Source organism: Subsaxibacter sp. CAU 1640, assembly GCF_023156585.1.
GTDB lineage: Bacteria > Bacteroidota > Bacteroidia > Flavobacteriales > Flavobacteriaceae > JBPOFM01.
This window is the reverse complement of record NZ_JALNMI010000002.1, coordinates 228,479-247,779: the sequence shown is the minus strand read 5'-3', so window position 1 is coordinate 247,779 and position 19,301 is coordinate 228,479. Positions and strand designations below refer to the sequence as shown.

The 19,301-nt window shown below is 38.6% G+C and carries 12 protein-coding genes and 1 tRNA gene; 11 read left to right on the top strand and 2 right to left on the bottom strand.

Annotated elements, in window-relative coordinates; translation table 11 throughout:
- Positions 1-110 precede the first annotated feature (110 nt).
- The 10 genes from M0G43_RS05640 (at position 111) to M0G43_RS05595 (ending at position 11,990) form a co-directional block, all read left to right on the top strand.
- Positions 111-183, top strand: a tRNA-Trp gene (locus M0G43_RS05640).
- 145 nt (positions 184-328) lie between these two features.
- Positions 329-523 carry a preprotein translocase subunit SecE gene (secE, locus tag M0G43_RS05635; protein WP_248024264.1) on the top strand — a complete coding sequence of 65 codons (195 nt, stop codon included), beginning with the start codon at positions 329-331 and terminating at the stop codon, positions 521-523.
- Between the two features lie 17 nt (positions 524-540).
- The gene (gene nusG / locus M0G43_RS05630) at positions 541-1,098 is read left to right on the top strand and encodes a transcription termination/antitermination protein NusG (protein ID WP_248024263.1); all 558 of its coding nucleotides are present in this window, start codon (positions 541-543) and stop codon (positions 1,096-1,098) included.
- A gap of 69 nt (positions 1,099-1,167) precedes the next feature.
- Positions 1,168-1,605 (top strand): 50S ribosomal protein L11, encoded by a 438-nt coding sequence (rplK, locus tag M0G43_RS05625; protein ID WP_248024260.1) that lies wholly within the window; start codon positions 1,168-1,170, stop codon positions 1,603-1,605.
- 11 nt (positions 1,606-1,616) lie between these two features.
- Complete coding sequence (rplA, locus tag M0G43_RS05620) at positions 1,617-2,306, top strand: 50S ribosomal protein L1 (protein ID WP_248024258.1); 690 nt, start codon at positions 1,617-1,619, stop codon at positions 2,304-2,306.
- 18 nt (positions 2,307-2,324) lie between these two features.
- Positions 2,325-2,846 (top strand): 50S ribosomal protein L10, encoded by a 522-nt coding sequence (gene rplJ / locus M0G43_RS05615; RefSeq protein ID WP_248024256.1) that lies wholly within the window; start codon positions 2,325-2,327, stop codon positions 2,844-2,846.
- A 61-nt stretch (positions 2,847-2,907) separates the two neighbouring features.
- Positions 2,908-3,285 (top strand): 50S ribosomal protein L7/L12, encoded by a 378-nt coding sequence (rplL, locus tag M0G43_RS05610; protein WP_248024254.1) that lies wholly within the window; start codon positions 2,908-2,910, stop codon positions 3,283-3,285.
- A gap of 126 nt (positions 3,286-3,411) precedes the next feature.
- The gene (gene rpoB, locus M0G43_RS05605) at positions 3,412-7,224 is read left to right on the top strand and encodes a DNA-directed RNA polymerase subunit beta (protein WP_248024252.1); all 3,813 of its coding nucleotides are present in this window, start codon (positions 3,412-3,414) and stop codon (positions 7,222-7,224) included.
- Between the two features lie 81 nt (positions 7,225-7,305).
- Positions 7,306-11,607: a DNA-directed RNA polymerase subunit beta' gene (rpoC, locus tag M0G43_RS05600; RefSeq protein WP_248024249.1), complete on the top strand. Its 4,302-nt coding sequence runs from the start codon at positions 7,306-7,308 to the stop codon at positions 11,605-11,607.
- A 65-nt stretch (positions 11,608-11,672) separates the two neighbouring features.
- Complete coding sequence (locus M0G43_RS05595; protein WP_248024247.1) at positions 11,673-11,990, top strand: DUF3467 domain-containing protein; 318 nt, start codon at positions 11,673-11,675, stop codon at positions 11,988-11,990.
- A gap of 98 nt (positions 11,991-12,088) precedes the next feature.
- On the opposite strand, the gene M0G43_RS05590 is transcribed toward M0G43_RS05595, so the two are convergent.
- The gene (locus tag M0G43_RS05590) at positions 12,089-12,325 is read right to left on the bottom strand and encodes a (4Fe-4S)-binding protein (RefSeq protein ID WP_248024245.1); all 237 of its coding nucleotides are present in this window, start codon (positions 12,323-12,325) and stop codon (positions 12,089-12,091) included.
- A 206-nt stretch (positions 12,326-12,531) separates the two neighbouring features.
- Entirely contained in the window at positions 12,532-14,121 is a 1,590-nt protein-coding gene (locus tag M0G43_RS05585; RefSeq protein ID WP_248024243.1) for a peptide chain release factor 3, read from the bottom strand.
- Positions 14,122-14,565: 444 nt separating this feature from the next.
- On the opposite strand from M0G43_RS05585, the gene M0G43_RS05580 reads away from it, so the two are divergent.
- A partial coding sequence (locus M0G43_RS05580; RefSeq protein WP_411039853.1) for a beta strand repeat-containing protein occupies positions 14,566-19,301 on the top strand: 4,736 nt, incomplete at its 3' end.

Genomic DNA, 19,301 nt, shown 5'->3' with positions numbered 1-19,301 from the left:
TATATTTACGGGTTTAGCTCAGTTGGTATCACGCCACGGCGTGACAAAACCAGGTGAGAACCAGACAGACAAATAAACTCGGACTTCCGTATGAAAGTTTGAGTTTTTAAACGGGTTTAGCTCAGTTGGTAGAGCACTGGTCTCCAAAACCAGGTGTCGGGAGTTCGAGTCTCTCAACCCGTGCGAAGTAAGGATTGAGGGCGAGAAGTTTATCTCGAGCGTAGTCGAGGGAAGTCTCTCAACCCGTGCTAAATAGAAAGATTTATATCTTTTATCATATAAAAAGTGCCTTTGCAGCTAGTGTAAGGCTTTATAATAAAAAAGTAAAATGGCAGGATTTGTAAATTACGTAAAAGAATCGTTTGACGAATTGAAAAACAATGTGTCATGGCCAACATGGGCAGAGGCTCAAAGCTTGACTATTTTGGTGGCTGTTTTTTCGATCATTTTTTCACTGGCTATTTGGGGAGTTGATACTGTATTTAGTAGAGTAATCGAATGGTATTTTAGCTTGTTGAGCTAAACAGAAAAAAAAGAAGAATGTCAGAGACAAGCGGAAATAAAAAATGGTATGTAGTAAGGGCTGTAAGTGGTCAAGAAAACAAAATTAAAACTTATATCGAGAATGAGATAGCTCGTTTGGGTTTAGAGGATTTTGTTGACCAAGTTCTTGTTCCAACCGAAAAAGTGATTCAGATACGTAACGGAAAGAAGATAAACAAAGAGAAAGTCTATTTTCCAGGTTACATTATGATCCAAGCTAATTTAAGTGGTGAAATCCCTCATATCATTAAATCCATTACGAATGTGATTGGTTTCTTGGGAGAAACAAAAAATGGAGATCCTGTGCCGTTGAGACAATCTGAAGTCAACAGAATGTTAGGTAAAGTAGATGAGTTGACAGTAGATGCCGATGTGAATGTGGCTATACCATTTACAAAAGGTGAAACTGTTAAAGTTATCGATGGACCATTTAATGGGTTTGATGGCACTATTGAAAATATAAATGAAGAAAAGCGTAAACTTGAAGTGATGGTTAAGATTTTCGGAAGAAAGACTCCATTGGAATTGAGCTATATGCAAGTAGAAAAAGTATAATAATTGTTACACTATAGATAGTATGCCTTTTGGCTTCCAATTGAAAGGCGTGCAACTAAAATTTAAAAAATGGCAAAAGAATTAAGTAAAGTAGTTAAGCTACAAGTTAGGGGAGGTGCAGCGAATCCGTCGCCACCGGTCGGACCCGCTTTAGGAGCTGCTGGAGTTAATATCATGGAATTTTGCAAGCAATTTAATGCGAGAACGCAAGATAAGCCTGGTAAAGTATTACCTGTGGTTATCTCGGTTTTCAAAGATAAGTCGTTTGATTTCGTGATTAAAACCCCACCAGCTGCGGTACAATTATTGGAAGCGGCCAAAGTAAAAAAAGGATCTGGTGAACCTAACCGAAAAAAAGTAGCAAAAGTAACTTGGGAACAAGTGAAAGCAATCGCAGAGGACAAAATGCAGGATTTAAACGCATTTACAATGGAATCTGCTATGAACATGGTTGCTGGTACAGCAAGATCAATGGGAATTACTGTAACAGGTAACAAACCGTATTAAAACTTTTTGAAATGGCAAAATTGACAAGAAAACAAAAAGAGGCAAGAGCTAAAGTTGACAAAAACAAACTTTATTCTCTTGAAGAAGCTTCGGCTTTACTAAAAGAAATTACCTATACAAAATTTGATGCGTCTGTTGACATTGCTGTAAGACTTGGTGTTGATCCTCGTAAAGCAAATCAAATGGTGAGAGGTGTAGTTTCTTTACCTCATGGAACAGGAAAAGACATGAAAGTATTGGCATTGGTTACTCCTGACAAAGAACAGGAAGCTAAAGATGCTGGTGCTGATTATGTAGGATTGGATGAGTATCTAGATAAAATCAAAAATGGTTGGACAGATGTAGACGTTATCGTTACAATGCCTGCTATTATGGGTAAACTAGGTCCATTAGGTAGAGTATTAGGTCCAAGAGGCTTGATGCCTAACCCTAAAACTGGTACGGTAACTATGGATGTTGCAAAAGCAGTATCTGAAGTAAAAGCTGGTAAAATTGATTTTAAAGTTGACAAAACAGGAATTGTTCATGCTCCAATAGGAAAAGCATCTTTCAGTGCTGATAAATTGGTAGGGAATGCAAATGAATTGTTGACCACATTGATCAAATTAAAACCAACTGCTGCTAAAGGTACATATGTAAAGAGCATTTATATGTCTAGCACCATGAGTCCAAGTATAGCAGTTGATACAAAAATAGGATAGTAGTTAAACTTTAATATTATGACAAGAGAAGAAAAATCACAAGTTATTGAAGAGTTGACTGCTCAATTGGCCGAAAATGCTCATATATATTTAACAGATATATCTGGATTGAACGCAGGGAACACTTCAGAATTACGTCGTGCTTGTTTTAAAGCAAATATTAAATTGGCCGTCGTAAAGAATACCCTTTTGGAAAAAGCTATGGAAGCTTCTGATAAAGATTTTGGTGATTTGCCAAAAACTTTGAAAGGAAACACTTCTGTAATGTACTCTGAAACAGGAAATGCTCCAGCTAAAGTAATAAAAGCTTTCCGTAAAAAGTCTGATAAGCCGTTGCTTAAAGGTGCTTTTATAGAAGAAGCTATTTACATTGGAGATGCACAATTAGATGCATTAGTTGAAATCAAATCAAGAGAAGAACTTCTTGGAGATATTATAGCATTGCTACAATCTCCTGCTAAAAATGTTGTTTCAGCTCTTAAATCAAGTGGTGGAAAACTAGCAGGAATTGTAAAAACTTTATCCGAGAAAGAAGGATAATCAAATAAGTACGCACTTAAACAAATTATATTTTATTAAAAATTTTTAAAAACGATAGAAAATGGCAGATTTAAAAGATTTCGCAGAAAAATTAGTTAATTTAACAGTAAAAGAAGTTAACGAATTAGCTACAATATTAAAAGATGAGTATGGTATCGAACCAGCTGCTGCTGCTGTTGCAGTTGCTGCAGGTGGCGGTGCTGCTGCAGGTGAAGCTGCTGAAGAGCAAACTGAATTCACAGTTGTTCTTAAAGCTGCTGGTGCTTCTAAATTGGCAGTTGTTAAATTGGTTAAAGAATTAACTGGTTTAGGCTTGAAAGAAGCTAAAGAACTTGTGGATGGTGCTCCAAGCAACATCAAAGAAGGCGTCTCTAAAGATGAAGCTAACGCTTTAAAAGCATCTTTGGAAGAAGCTGGAGCAGAGGTTGAGCTTAAGTAAGCTAAACCAAACTCACAATTTATGGTTTAGGTCTTCCGAGTAGTCGGAATGACCTAAACCCTTTTGTGTATATTAAGTGTACGCAAAAAAACAACTATTTATTTTTAATCAAAATCTCGTTCATCGATGTTAGCACAAAAAGCTGAAAGATTAAATTTCTCTTCTATTGTCAATAGAACGGAATATCCAGATTTCTTGGATATCCAGATCAAATCCTTCCAGGATTTTTTCCAGTTAGAAACTAAATCAGAAGAAAGAGGGAATGAAGGACTCTACAACACCTTCATGGAAAATTTCCCGATTACAGACACTCGCAATCAATTTGTTTTGGAGTTTTTGGATTATTTTATCGATCCACCAAGATATACCATTGAAGAATGTATTGAAAGAGGACTTACTTATAGTGTACCGTTAAAAGCTCGTTTGAAGCTTTACTGTACAGACCCAGAGCATGAGGATTTCGAAACGATTGTACAGGATGTATATTTAGGAACTATTCCTTATATGACACCAAGTGGTACTTTCGTTATCAATGGAGCCGAGCGTGTAGTTGTATCTCAATTACACAGATCTCCTGGAGTGTTCTTTAGCCAATCTTTCCACGCCAACGGAACCAAATTGTATTCTGCAAGGGTGATTCCTTTCAAAGGTTCTTGGATAGAGTTTGCTACAGATATCAATAGCGTTATGTACGCCTATATTGATAGAAAGAAAAAATTACCGGTTACAACATTGTTCAGAGCCATTGGTTTTGAACGTGATAAAGATATTCTTGAGATATTCGATCTTGCAGAAGAAGTAAAAGTTTCAAAAGCAGGATTGAAAAAAGTGTTAGGTCGTAAACTGGCTGCTCGTGTATTGAATACATGGCACGAAGATTTCGTTGACGAGGATACTGGTGAGGTAGTATCGATTGAACGTAACGAAATTGTTCTTGATCGTGATACAATTCTAGATAAAGATAATATTGAGGAGATTCTTGAAGCTGATGCTAAAACCATTCTTTTACACAAAGAAAGTGCCCAGCAAGGAGATTATGCCATTATACATAACACGCTTCAAAAAGACCCGACCAACTCGGAAAAAGAAGCTGTTGAACATATTTACCGTCAATTGCGTAATGCAGAACCGCCAGATGAGGAAACCGCTCGTGGCATCATTGACAAATTGTTCTTCTCTGACCAACGTTATTCACTTGGTGAAGTAGGTCGTTATAGAATGAACAAAAAATTAGGTCTTGATATCGGAATGGACAAACAAGTTTTGACCAAAGTAGATATCATTACCATCATAAAATATTTAATTGAACTTATCAACTCGAAAGCAGAGATTGATGATATTGACCACTTGTCTAACCGTCGTGTACGTACTGTAGGTGAGCAATTGTCACAACAATTTGGTGTTGGTTTGGCACGTATGGCTCGTACCATTCGTGAGCGTATGAACGTTCGTGACAATGAGGTGTTTACGCCAATTGATTTGATTAATGCGAAAACATTGTCTTCTGTGATCAATTCATTCTTCGGAACAAACCAGTTATCGCAATTTATGGATCAAACCAATCCATTGGCTGAAATCACTCACAAACGTCGTTTGTCTGCTTTAGGACCTGGAGGTTTGTCTCGTGAAAGAGCTGGTTTTGAGGTTCGTGACGTTCACTATACGCACTACGGACGTTTATGTCCGATTGAAACTCCAGAGGGACCGAACATTGGTTTGATTTCTTCGCTTTCTGTTTATGCTAAAGTTAACGGAATGGGCTTCATCGAAACTCCTTATCGTAAGATTGAAAATGGAGTTGTAGATATTAAAAATGATCCAACTTATTTGAGCGCTGAAGAGGAAGAAGATATGTTGATCGCTCAAGCTAATATTCGTGTAGACGAAAAAGGAAAAATTATTGAGGATAAACTGATTGCACGTCAAGAAGGTGATTTCCCTGTAGTAGATCCTGCAAATGCTAATTATACAGACGTTGCTCCTAATCAAGTTGCTTCTATTTCTGCGTCGTTGATTCCATTCTTGGAGCACGATGATGCAAACAGGGCGCTGATGGGATCGAATATGATGCGTCAAGCTGTACCTCTATTACGTGTAGATGCACCTATCGTTGGAACTGGATTGGAACGTCAAGTGGCTTCTGATTCAAGAGTATTGATAAATGCTGAAGGTGATGGTGTTATTGAATATGTTGATGCCAATGAAATTGTTATCAAATACGAGCGTACTGAAGAAGAGGCAATGGTGAGTTTTGATAGTGATACGAAGACCTATCCATTGGTAAAATTCAGAAAAACCAATCAAGGTACGTCTATTAACTTAAAGCCTATTGTTAAAAAAGGTGATAAAGTTAAAAAAGGACAAGTGCTTTGTGAGGGTTACGCAACACAAAATGGTGAATTGGCTCTTGGACGCAATATGAAAGTAGCGTTCATGCCTTGGAAAGGTTACAACTTCGAGGATGCGATTGTAATTTCTGAAAAAGTAGTTCGTGATGATATTTTTACGTCTATACATATCGATGAATATTCATTGGAAGTTCGTGATACCAAATTAGGTAACGAGGAGTTGACAAATGATATTCCAAACGTTTCTGAAGAAGCTACAAAAGACTTGGATGAAAACGGTATGATCCGTATCGGAGCTGAAATCAAACCTGGTGATATCTTAATCGGTAAGATTACGCCTAAAGGTGAATCAGACCCTACACCAGAGGAAAAACTTTTGAGAGCGATTTTTGGTGATAAGGCTGGCGATGTTAAAGATGCTTCTTTGAAAGCGTCTCCTTCATTGCACGGAGTTGTTATCGATAAAAAATTATTCTCAAGAGCCGTAAAAGATAAGCGTAAGAGAGCAAAAGATAAAGAAGATATCGATGCACTTGAAGCTATCTATTACAGAAAGTTTGATGAATTGAAAGCCGTTTTGGTTGATAAATTGTTCAACATCGTTAATGGCAAAACAGCTCAAGGTATTTTCAACGATTTAGGTGAAGAAATTATTCCTAAAGGAAAAAAATACACCTTGAAAATGTTAAATGCTGTAGATGATTACACGCATTTGACATCAGGAACTTGGACAACTGATGACCATACAAATGATTTAATTGCTGATTTGATTCACAATTATAAAATCAAGGAAAATGACCTTCAAGGTTCCTTGCGTCGTGAGAAGTTTACCATTTCTGTGGGAGACGAACTACCAGCTGGTATTATCAAATTAGCTAAAGTTTACATCGCTAAAAAACGTAAACTAAAAGTTGGTGATAAAATGGCAGGTCGTCACGGTAACAAAGGTATTGTAGCACGTATCGTTCGTCAAGAAGATATGCCATTCTTAGAGGATGGAACTCCTGTGGATATCGTATTGAATCCACTTGGTGTACCATCTCGTATGAACATTGGTCAGATTTATGAAACCGTTCTTGGATGGGCTGGTCAAAAACTTGGAAGAACTTACGCGACACCAATTTTTGATGGTGCTACGTTAGACCAAATCAATGAATTGACTGACGAGGCTGGTATTCCAAGATTCGGACACACGTATCTCTATGATGGTGGAACAGGTGACCGTTTTGACCAACCAGCAACTGTTGGTGTTATCTATATGTTGAAACTTGGTCATATGGTTGATGATAAGATGCACTCGCGTTCTATCGGACCTTACTCATTGATTACACAACAGCCATTGGGTGGTAAAGCCCAGTTCGGTGGTCAGCGTTTTGGTGAGATGGAGGTTTGGGCACTAGAGGCTTATGGAGCTTCTGCTACATTGCGTGAAATCTTAACCGTAAAATCTGATGATGTGATAGGTAGAGCTAAAACTTATGAAGCAATCGTAAAAGGTGAGCCAATGCCAGAACCAGGACTACCTGAATCTTTCAACGTACTTATGCACGAATTGAAAGGATTAGGATTAGATATTAGATTAGAAGAATAAATTTAAGTGGGCAGTTCACAGTCTTCAGTTGGCGTTTAATGCTTCTGAAGACTGAAACTGCAAACTGAAGACTATAAGAAAATGGCTAAAAGACAAGATAAAAATACAGTACAGAAATTTAACAAAATTTCTATTGGTTTGGCATCTCCAGAATCTGTTTTGGCAGCTTCACGCGGCGAGGTTTTGAAACCTGAAACTATTAATTATCGAACACACAAACCAGAACGTGACGGTTTGTTCTGTGAGCGTATTTTTGGTCCTGTGAAGGATTATGAATGTGCTTGTGGAAAATATAAAAGAATTCGCTACAAAGGTATCGTTTGCGACCGTTGTGGTGTTGAGGTTACTGAAAAGAAAGTACGTCGTGATAGAGTAGGACACATTAATTTAGTGGTTCCTGTAGCTCACATTTGGTACTTCCGTTCGTTGCCAAACAAAATTGGTTACCTTTTAGGATTACCTTCTAAAAAGTTGGATATGATTATCTACTACGAACGTTACGTAGTCATCCAGCCAGGTAATGCGAAAAATGTAGATGGTGAACCATTGGAAAAAATGGATTTCTTAACAGAAGAAGAATACTTGACTATTTTGGATTCTCTTCCGCAGGAAAACCAATATTTGGATGACCACGACCCAAATAAATTCGTGGCAAAGATGGGAGCAGAGTGCTTGATTGATTTGTTGGCTCGAATTGATTTGAATGAGTTGTCTTATGACTTACGTCACAAAGCAAATAACGAAACATCTAAACAACGTAAAACGGAAGCATTAAAACGTCTTCAAGTTGTTGAGGCGTTCCGTGATTCTAACGCAAACCGTGAAAATCTTCCTGAATGGATGATTATGAAAGCGATACCAGTAATTCCACCAGAATTACGTCCATTGGTGCCGTTGGATGGTGGTCGTTTTGCAACGTCCGATTTGAATGATTTATATCGTCGTGTGATCATTCGTAATAATCGTTTGAAGCGTTTGGTTGAAATCAAAGCTCCTGAAGTGATTTTGCGTAATGAAAAACGTATGTTGCAAGAATCTGTCGATTCATTATTTGACAACACGCGTAAGGCTTCTGCTGTAAAAACAGACTCCAACAGACCATTAAAATCATTGTCTGATTCCTTAAAAGGAAAACAAGGACGTTTCCGTCAAAACTTACTTGGTAAGCGGGTGGATTACTCTGCTCGTTCGGTAATCGTCGTTGGACCAGAATTGAAATTATACGAATGCGGATTGCCTAAAAATATGGCAGCTGAACTTTATAAACCATTTATCATCAGAAAATTGATTGAGCGTGGTATTGTAAAAACCGTAAAATCTGCAAAGAAAATTATAGATAGAAAAGAACCTGTGGTTTGGGATATCTTGGAAAACGTTCTAAAAGGACATCCAGTTCTTTTGAACCGTGCTCCTACGTTACACAGATTGGGTATCCAGGCTTTCCAACCAAAATTGATTGAAGGTAAAGCGATTCAGTTGCACCCATTGGTATGTACCGCCTTTAACGCGGATTTCGATGGTGACCAAATGGCCGTGCATTTACCGTTAGGTCCAGAGGCTATTTTGGAAGCACAATTATTGATGTTGGCTTCTCACAATATCTTGAATCCTGCAAACGGTTCGCCAGTAACGGTTCCTTCTCAAGATATGGTTCTTGGTCTTTATTACATGACCAAAGAGCGTAAGTCTACTGGTGATGTAAAAGTGAAGGGAGAAGGATTGACGTTCTACTCATTTGAAGAGGTAAACATTGCCTACAATGAGAAGAAAGTAGATTTGAATGCTTCTATCAAAGTAAGAGCAGTTGACTTTAATGAGGAAGGCAAATTGGCTCCAAAAATTATAGAAACTACTGTAGGTCGTGTGCTTTTTAACGAAAAAGTGCCTGAAGCTGCAGGATATATCAATCAAGTATTGACTAAAAAGTCTTTGAGAGATATTATTGGTGATATTTTGAAAGTAACTTCAGTTCCTGAAACTGCTGAATTCCTTGATGAAATCAAAGATTTGGGTTACAAGTTCGCTTTCCAAGGTGGTTTATCATTCAGTTTAGGTGATATCATTATTCCTGCTGAAAAACAAGGAATGATTGACAATGCCAATAAAGAAGTGGATGGCATTATGGCCAACTATAATATGGGATTGATTACCAATAACGAGCGTTATAACCAAGTAATTGATATCTGGACTTCTACGAATGCTGCTTTAACTGAATTGTCAATGAAGCGTATCCGCGAAGACCAACAAGGATTCAACTCTGTGTATATGATGCTTGATTCTGGTGCGCGTGGTTCGAAAGAGCAAATCCGTCAGTTGACAGGTATGCGTGGATTGATGGCGAAACCTAAAAAATCTAACGCAGGTGGAGGTGAGATTATCGAAAACCCGATTCTTTCTAACTTTAAGGAAGGTCTTTCGATTTTGGAATACTTTATCTCTACGCACGGTGCACGTAAAGGTCTTGCCGATACGGCGCTTAAAACTGCCGATGCTGGTTACTTGACACGTCGTTTGGTAGACGTTTCTCAAGACGTTATCATCTACAGTGAAGATTGCGGTACTTTGAGAGGAATCGATGTATCTGCATTGAAGAAAAATGAAGAGATTATCGAATCTCTTGAAGATAGAATCGTTGGTAGAACGGCATTGAATGATGTATACGATCCAATGACTGAAGAGATCTTGGTGAAAGCTGGTGAACATATTCACGATCACATTGCAAAACGTATTGGAGAATCTGCATTGGATTCTATCGAGGTACGTTCAGCATTGACTTGTGAGGCTAAACAAGGTATTTGTGCTAAATGTTACGGTCGTAATTTAGCGACTGGTAAGATGGTACAAAGAGGCGAGGCTGTAGGTGTGGTTGCCGCGCAGTCCATCGGTGAGCCAGGTACACAGTTGACACTTCGTACCTTCCACGTAGGTGGTATTGCAGGTAACATTTCTGAAGAGAATAAATTGACTGTTAAGTTCAATGGTATTGCAGAAATTGAAGATCTGAAAGTCGTCAAAGGAACTGACAATCAAGGAAATGAAGTAGATGTTGTTATTTCTCGTACTTCTGAATTGAAATTGGTTGATGCCAAAACAGGAATCACTTTGAGTACAAACAATATTCCTTATGGTTCTTACATTTATGTGAAACCAGGACAGAAAGTGTCTAAAGGAGATGTCATTTGTTCTTGGGATCCTTACAACGGTGTGATTATTTCAGAATTTGCAGGTAAAGTTTCTTATGAAAATATCGAACAAGGTATTACTTACCAAGTAGAGATAGATGAGCAAACTGGTTTCCAAGAAAAAGTAATTTCAGAATCAAGAAACAAAAAATTGATTCCAACATTGCATATCGAGGATGCTAAAGGAAATACACTTCGTTCATACAACTTGCCAGTTGGTGCCCACTTGATGATTAACGATGGTGAGAAAATCAACGTTGGTAAAGTTTTGGTGAAGATTCCTCGTAAGTCTGCTAAAACTGGGGATATTACAGGAGGTCTTCCACGTGTGACCGAGCTATTCGAAGCGCGTAACCCTTCAAACCCGGCTGTAGTAAGTGAAATCGACGGTGTGGTTTCTTTTGGAAAAATCAAAAGAGGTAACCGTGAGATCATTGTTGAGTCTAAATTAGGTGAAGTCAAAAAATACTTGGTGAAATTATCAAATCAGATTCTTGTTCAAGAAAATGATTATGTTAAAGCAGGTATGCCTCTATCTGATGGTTCAATAACTCCAGATGATATCCTAAATATCAAAGGACCTTCTGCAGTACAACAATACTTGGTGAACGAAGTACAAGAAGTTTACCGTTTACAAGGTGTGAAAATTAACGATAAGCACTTTGAGGTTGTTGTAAGACAGATGATGCGTAAAGTTCAAATTATCGATTCTGGTGATACGATTTTCCTAGAAGATCAATTGGTTCATAAATCAGACTTTATCGAAGAAAACGATAAAATCTTTGGAATGAAGGTTATCACAGATGCTGGAGATTCCAAAACTTTGAAACCTGGACAAATCGTTACGGTTCGTCAGTTGAGAGATGAAAACTCAATTGTGAGAAGAGAAGATGGTAAGTTGGCCGAGGCAAGAGATGCTAATCCTGCAACTGCAACACCTATCTTACAAGGTATCACAAGAGCATCCTTACAGACTAAATCATTTATTTCTGCGGCATCGTTCCAAGAAACAACCAAAGTATTGAATGAAGCAGCTGTAAGTGCGAAAGTTGATGAATTAGACGGATTGAAAGAGAATGTTATTGTCGGACATCGAATTCCTGCAGGAACAGGTGTGAGACGCTACGAGCACATCATAGTTGGTTCTAAAGAAGAGTTCAACGAAATGATGAAAGCTAAAGAAGAGTTTAATTATAACTAATAGATTAGAACATTGATTCCCGCAACAGCGGGAATCTTTGGTTTTAAGAAGAAAACATACAAAATATGAGCGATCAAAAAGAAGCTCCAAAACAAGGGCAAATCAATATTGAATTAGATGAGAAAGTTGCTGAAGGGATTTATTCGAATTTAGCTATCATCAATCATTCTGTATCCGAATTTGTGATTGATTTTGTGAGCATTATGCCTGGAACGCCTAAAAGCAAGGTGAAGTCAAGAATAATTTTGACTCCACAGCACGCAAAGCGTTTGTTGAAGGCTTTGGGAGAAAATGTACATAGATTTGAGAAAGCCCACGGCGAAATTAAAGATTACGAACAACCACCAATTCCATTGAATTTTGGACCGACAGGACAGGCATAAGAAAACTGTTGTAAATTGTCAGTTGGAGAGGAGTTGAGAACTAAAAAATCCCTTTGATAGAAATTATCAAAGGGATTTTTTATTAATGAAGCTTATTTTTAAGCAACTTCATTATTTACATTGTTATACGAAAATTTTAAAGCTCCCGAAGGACATTTCTTTACCTGTCGAATAATCTTTTCCGTAGAATCGCCATCAAGGTCAATCCAAGGTATCACAGAATTCCTAAAGACATTCGAAAGTTCTCTTGCACAACGCTCCGCATTAGTGCAAACATAAGGTTCGTAGGTGACAGTAATATCTCTATTACTGAACACATTGGCAGTAGTTTTCATAGGTAGATCAATTTGGGGTTTGAATCTAATATTTAATAAATGAATCAATCCATTGAAAAACAATTGATTAATGAAATAAATCTATTGAAATTCAAATAAATTACAATTCATTTATCGATTAAATGTAATAAAAATTCGATTAAGTTTATTTTAAATTTTGAATATTCGATGAAATGCATTCAATTTTTTGAGAAATTCTCAATATATCATTTAAATTCTGATGTAAAGTGAAATTTAATAGTTGGATATTTCTGTTGAGTCATTTGTAGAGAAAACTGTGAATCAGCCAAAAACACCAATTGATTTTGTTTGTCTTTTGCTAGATAGCGCTGTTTTACAGCCAAGAAGTCTTTGTATTCTTCGCTCTTCGCATCTTCTGGTTCTACCCAACACGCTTTGTAAACATTCAAATTTTCGTAGGTACATTTTGCACCATATTCGTGCTCTAATCGGTATTGAATTACCTCATATTGCAGTGCACCAACGGTTCCAATAACTTTTCTTCCATTCAATTCCAAAGTAAATAACTGTGCTACACCTTCATCCATTAATTGATCAATACCTTTATAAAGTTGTTTGGATTTCAATGGGTCGGCATTATTGATATATCTGAAATGTTCAGGGGAAAAACTCGGAATTCCTTTATAATTAATGTTTTCACCTTCAGTAAGTGTATCACCAATCTTGAAGTTTCCAGTATCGTGAAGTCCTACTATATCACCAGGATATGAAACATCAACAATTTCCTTCTTTTCAGCAAAGAAGGCATTCGGACTCGAGAATTTCAATTTTTTGTCGTGTCTAACGTGCAAATAAGGTTTATTGCGTTCAAACTTGCCGGAGACTATTTTAACAAAGGCTAATCGGTCTCTATGATTTGGATCCATATTGGCGTGTATCTTAAACACAAATCCTGTAAATTCCTTTTCATCTGGTTGAACCAAACGCTCTTCGCTCTGTTTAGGTCTTGGCTTGGGAGCTATCTCAACAAAACAATCCAACAATTCCCTTACTCCGAAATTATTCAATGCAGAGCCAAAAAACACAGGCTGCAAATGTCCATTCAGGTATTCTTGTTTGTCAAAAGCTGGATAAATGCCTTCCACAAGTTCTATTTCTTCCCTTAATGTGTTGGCCGATTTTTCACCAACCAATTTTGTCAATTCGGAAGAATTTAAATCAGAAATTTCAATGGTTTCTTCAATATTCTTTCTGCTGTCACCACTAAACAAATTGATATTTTTTTCCCAGATGTTGTAGATGCCCTTAAAATCGTAGCCCATCCCAATTGGAAAACTCAATGGTGTCACCGTTAATTTGAGTTTTTGCTCAATTTCATCCAATAGATCAAACGCATCTTTACCTTCTCTATCCAATTTGTTGATGAAAACAATCATAGGAATGTTTCTCATTCTACAGACTTCCACCAACTTTTCAGTCTGTTCCTCAACACCTTTCGCCACGTCAATCACTACGATAACGCTATCAACAGCCGTCAGGGTTCGAAATGTATCCTCTGCAAAATCCTTGTGACCAGGAGTGTCAAGAATATTGACTTTAATGCCATCGTATTCAAATGCCAAAACGGACGTAGCAACCGAAATACCACGTTGGCGTTCAATCTCCATAAAGTCACTGATTGCACCTTTTTTGATTTTATTGCTTTTCACTGCTCCAGCTTCCTGGATGGCTCCACCAAACAGTAGTAGTTTCTCTGTTAATGTTGTTTTTCCAGCATCAGGATGCGAAATGATGCCAAACGTACGTCGTCTATTTATTTCTTTGATAAAACTCATTGTGGTATGAAAATGGTTGCAAAGATACTATTATTTCAGGATTATGTAATGGACCATTTTGAACGAAATATGTTAGTTGGTGACATTTGAGTTTATCAAATTTTAAGATTTTAAAATTGATGGTTTACGCACGAAATTTGTTTTTTTTGTGCATTTCATCGAATTTTTCGGTTCTTTTAGCGTAAATTATAAAAATATAGCTATTTTCACGATAGTTAAATAAAATAACGGTCACCATTAATAACCCAAAATAAGGTTTACCGTTATTGATCCAGCTTTAAATATTTTATTCTCCCCGTAACAAAATATTTAACTGAAGCACATCGAATATTGCTTTTTGCGAAAGCTTGAAGTTGTCCGTTGTGTTTCTGAAGCAGAGCAAATCAAATTTTGTTGATTTCCTTGTTTCAGATGAAGATTTTTTAATCTAAATCAGTATAAGCTATGGACAAAATTACCTACTCGTATTTAGTCAATTCTAGGCTATTTACAAAAAAAAGTATCTGGATTTATGTAACAATTCTATCTTTCGTGGTCTTCTCACGAGCAAAATCCGTCTACGACGATTTTAACACTCTTTATTTTTTACCTGCAGTCGATGTTCCGTGTAACACAGATCTACCTGTGCCATTGACGAATCTGAATTATACTGATTTAGCTGTGACATCTAGTACTTCGGGTTTATGTGTTTTGGGTTGCGGAATTCAAAACGCTGCCAACATTGTTGATGCCAGTGAAACAAATTTTGCAACGGCAGCAACACTTGTAGGATTAGGTGTTACTCATACTTTCACTGTAACAGATACTACAACTGATGAATACTATAATGCAGGAAGTTATGCAGGCTTCCTTATAAGAAATACTTCGGTCGTACAAGCGGATTTATTAAATGCGATTGTCGTTAGAACATATTTGGACGGCGTTTTGCAAGAAACTAATGCTGGATCGGCATTGGCTGTTGTAAACAGTTCATTGCTGGGAGCAGACCAATATTATGTCGGATTCTATACTACTCAAGATTTTGATGCTATTCAAATATCCATTGCAAGCTTGGCAGGAATACTGTCTACTACAAATATTTATCACGCAGTTACAAATAGCTTCTGTCCAGGGCCAGATTTAACTTGTAATACACCTACGGCTCTAGCCAAAACAGATTTTCCTGCACGAATTGTAGACGAACGTACAGGTTTTGGAGGAGTACTGGGAGTAGGAACCATCACTGATCCTGCAAATGCAATTGATTCAAATAGTAATTCTTATGCGAGTATTGATTTTACTTTAGGTGTTTTGGCTACGGGAAGTCTTTCTATAAAAGATGAATTGATGGATTATGCTGCCAATACTTACGTAGGTTTTGATATCGAAAATAGTTCAGTTTTAAATCTGGATTTAATTGATGGTATCACAATAAGGACTTATTTGAATGGAGCTCTGCAAGAAACCAAAACTGGAGTTTCCGAGTTACTTTCGGTAGATAGCGGTCTTTTGTTGACAGGTACAGAACGGTCACAAGTCGGATTCTTAACTACTATGCCATTCGATGAAGCGAGAATTAGTATTCAGCAAACTGTATCGCTAAACCTTGGAAGCACTCGAGTTTATGGATTGATTCTAGAATCATTCTGTTCTGGAACATTAGAGTGTTCAACCGCTACTGTCTTAAGCAATCCTGCTCAACCAGTCATTATAAATAATTTACGAACTGGTGTAAATGGAGTGGCTTGCGTTGGATGTGAAGTAGATAATGCAACAAATGTTATAAGCGAGAGCAATTCAGATTTTGCAATGGTCAATGTAGTAGCAGGTGTTGCAAGTACAGCTTCTATCTCTGTAGAAAATGTATTGGATACATATCCAGCAGGTAGTCAAGCAGGCCTCGTTATTCGAGATACTAATGATTTATTGCAAGTCGATTTATTGAATTCATTAACTGTTACAACATATTTGGATGGTGCTGTACAAGAGTTTCAAACAGGAGCAAACCTTCTAGCATTGGAAGCTTTAGGACTCATCACAATCACACCTACATCCAGTGATGGTTTTTATTTAGTGAGTTTTACCACAAGCACAGAATATGATGAAATTAGACTCACGGTTGCAGCTGTTGTAGGAGTAACTAATAGCATCGAAGTTTACGGAAGTTTTGTTGACAATTCTATACAAATTGAAGGAACTGTCATTAATGAAACAGCCATTGATGCTGATGATGGAAGTCTTTCAGTAACGGTCACTGGTGGAACTCCTCCCTACGAATATTTATGGAGTCCAGGAGGTGAAACTTCAAGTTCGATTAATGGATTGTCACCAGGTGTCTATTCTGTAACGGTAACTGACGCAGTTGGTTGTCAGGCTACAGCCGAATTCATCATATATACAGATGGAGTTCAATATCCAGTTCCTTGTAATACGGAAGTTCCTGTAGCGGTTACTGAAGTTGGATTTACAGACTTATCTATTTCAGACAATACAACAGGAGTTTGTGTGTTGGGCTGTGGTATCTCAAACGAAACTAACATTATTGATGCCAACACTGACAATTTTGCGACTGTAGCTACATTGGTTGGAGTGGGAGTCACTCATACGTTGAGAGTCACAGATGAAACATCTGGTGAATTCTTTTCTGGAGGTGGTTATGCAGGATTTTTGATTAGAAACAGTTCGGTTCTTCAAGCAGATTTATTAGATGCTATAGTTGTCAGAACTTATTTAGATGGAACACAGCAAGAAGTTAGTGGTGGTGGAAGTTTGGTTGCTGTTAATAGTACTTTGCTTGGAACCAACCAATATTATGTTGGATTTTATACAACGATGGATTTCGATGCCGTTGAAATTTCAATTTCTAGTTTGGCAGGTGTTTTATCGACTACAGATGTTTATCACGCAGTTACAAATAGCTTCTGCGCAGGTCCAGCTCTTGAATGTAATACACCTACCGTACTGACAAAACCTGATTTTCCAGTGAGAATTGTTGAAGAACATACGGGACTGGGTGGTGTTTTAGGTGTTGGAAGTGTCAATGATACTGATAATATATTCGATTCCAATCTTGGTAATTATGCATCCATTGATTTATTGGCTGGAGTTGCTGCAACAGGTTCAATTGCCGTAAAAGATGAGTTAACAGATTACCCTGAAGGTACATATGCTGGTTTTGATATTGAAAATTCAACTTTGTTAAACACCCAATTATTTGATGCCATTACAATTTCGACATATTTAGATGGTGTCTTTGTGGAATCTCGAGTGGGAACTACCGAATTATTGCCAGTGAGTTCAGGCTTGCTGTTTCCTGGAAGCGAAAGTGTTCGTGTTGGTTTTGTAACAACAGCTCCATTTGATGAAGTTAGAATTACTCTGACGCAATTGGTATCGTTAAATTTGGGAAGTACAAGAGTTTATGGAGTTGTTCTGCAAGCTTTCTGTCCTGGGACAATTTATTGTGATGCGCCATATGTATTGTCAAATCCATCCTATCCGGTAATCATCAATAATTCTAGAACAGGTATTGACGGCATAGCGTGTGTAGCTTGTGAAGTTGATAATTCACAGAATGTGATTTCAGCTGATAATAGTGATTTTGCAATGTTAAATGTAGTCGCAGGTGTTGCAAGCACAGGTTCAATATCTGTAAAAGATGTTCTTACAGATTATCCTGTCGGTACAGTTGCAGGATTTGTCATAAGAGATACAAATGACCTTTTGGAAGTAGATTTACTGAATTCGATAACTATTACTACTTATTTAGATGATGTTCAGCAAGAACAGCGCACGGCAGCAAATCTTCTGGCGCTGGAAGCTCTTGGATTGGTCAATATAACACCAACTTCTACGGACAGTTTTTACGTGGTAGCTTTTACAACATCGACAACTTTCGATGAAGTTCGAATAACTGCTGCCGCACTAGCAGGCGTCATAAATTCGCTAGAAATTTATGGAGCTTATATTGATGCCACGAATACAGCTTTTTGTCAAACTGCGGATATCGCCTTGATCAAGACAGGCGTGTTCAACGACGGCGACGGCGACAGCTGTAGCGATGTAGGAGAGACGATCACCTACACCTTCACGGTGACCAACGAGGGCAATGCTTCGATCACCAATGTCGTTCTGGACGACCCGATGCTTGGTGGCACGATTGCCCTGACATCAGGCGACACGGATTCTGACGGCGAGCTTGATGTTGACGAGATTTGGATCTACACTTCGGACTATGCCGTTACGCAAACGGACATCGATGCGGGCCAGGTGAGCAACCAGGCCACGGTGACCGGAACCAGCACGGGAGGTGTGGATGTGAGCGACCTTTCGGACGACAACAGCATTACCGAAGACGATACGACCGTTACCACGCTCTGCCAATCGGCTGCGATAGCCTTGATCAAGACAGGCGTGTTCAACGATGGTGACGGCGACAGCTGTAGTGATGTCGGAGAGACAATTACCTACACGTTCACCGTGACCAACGAGGGCAATGCCTCGATCACCAATGTCGTTCTGGACGACCCGATGCTTGGGGACACGATTGCCCTGTCATCGGGCGACACGGATTCCGACGGTGAGCTTGATGTTGATGAGGCTTGGATCTATACTTCAGACTATATCATCACGCAAATGGACATCGATGCGGGCCAGGTGAGCAACCAGGCCACGGTGACCGGAACCAGTATGGGCGGAGTCGATGTGAGCGACCTTTCGGACGACAACAGCATTACCGAAAACGATACGACCGTTACCACGCTCTGCCAATCGGCTGCGATAGCACTCATCAAGACAGGGGTTTTCAACGACGGCGACGGCGATAGCTGTAGCGATGTCGGAGAGACGATCACCTATACGTTCACGGTGACTAATGAAGGCAACGCCTCGATCACCAATGTCGTTCTGGACGACCCGATGCTTGGTGGCACAATTGCCCTGTCATCAGGCGACACGGATTCTGACGGTGAGCTTGATGTTGATGAGGCTTGGATCTATACTTCGGACTATACCATTACGCAAACGGACATCGATGCGGGCCAGGTGAGCAACCAGGCCACGGTGACCGGAACCAGTACGGGCGGAGTCGATGTGAGCGACCTTTCGGACGACAACAGCATTACCGAAAACGATACGACCGTTACCACGCTCTGCCAATCGGCTGCGATAGCACTCATCAAGACAGGGGTTTTCAACGACGG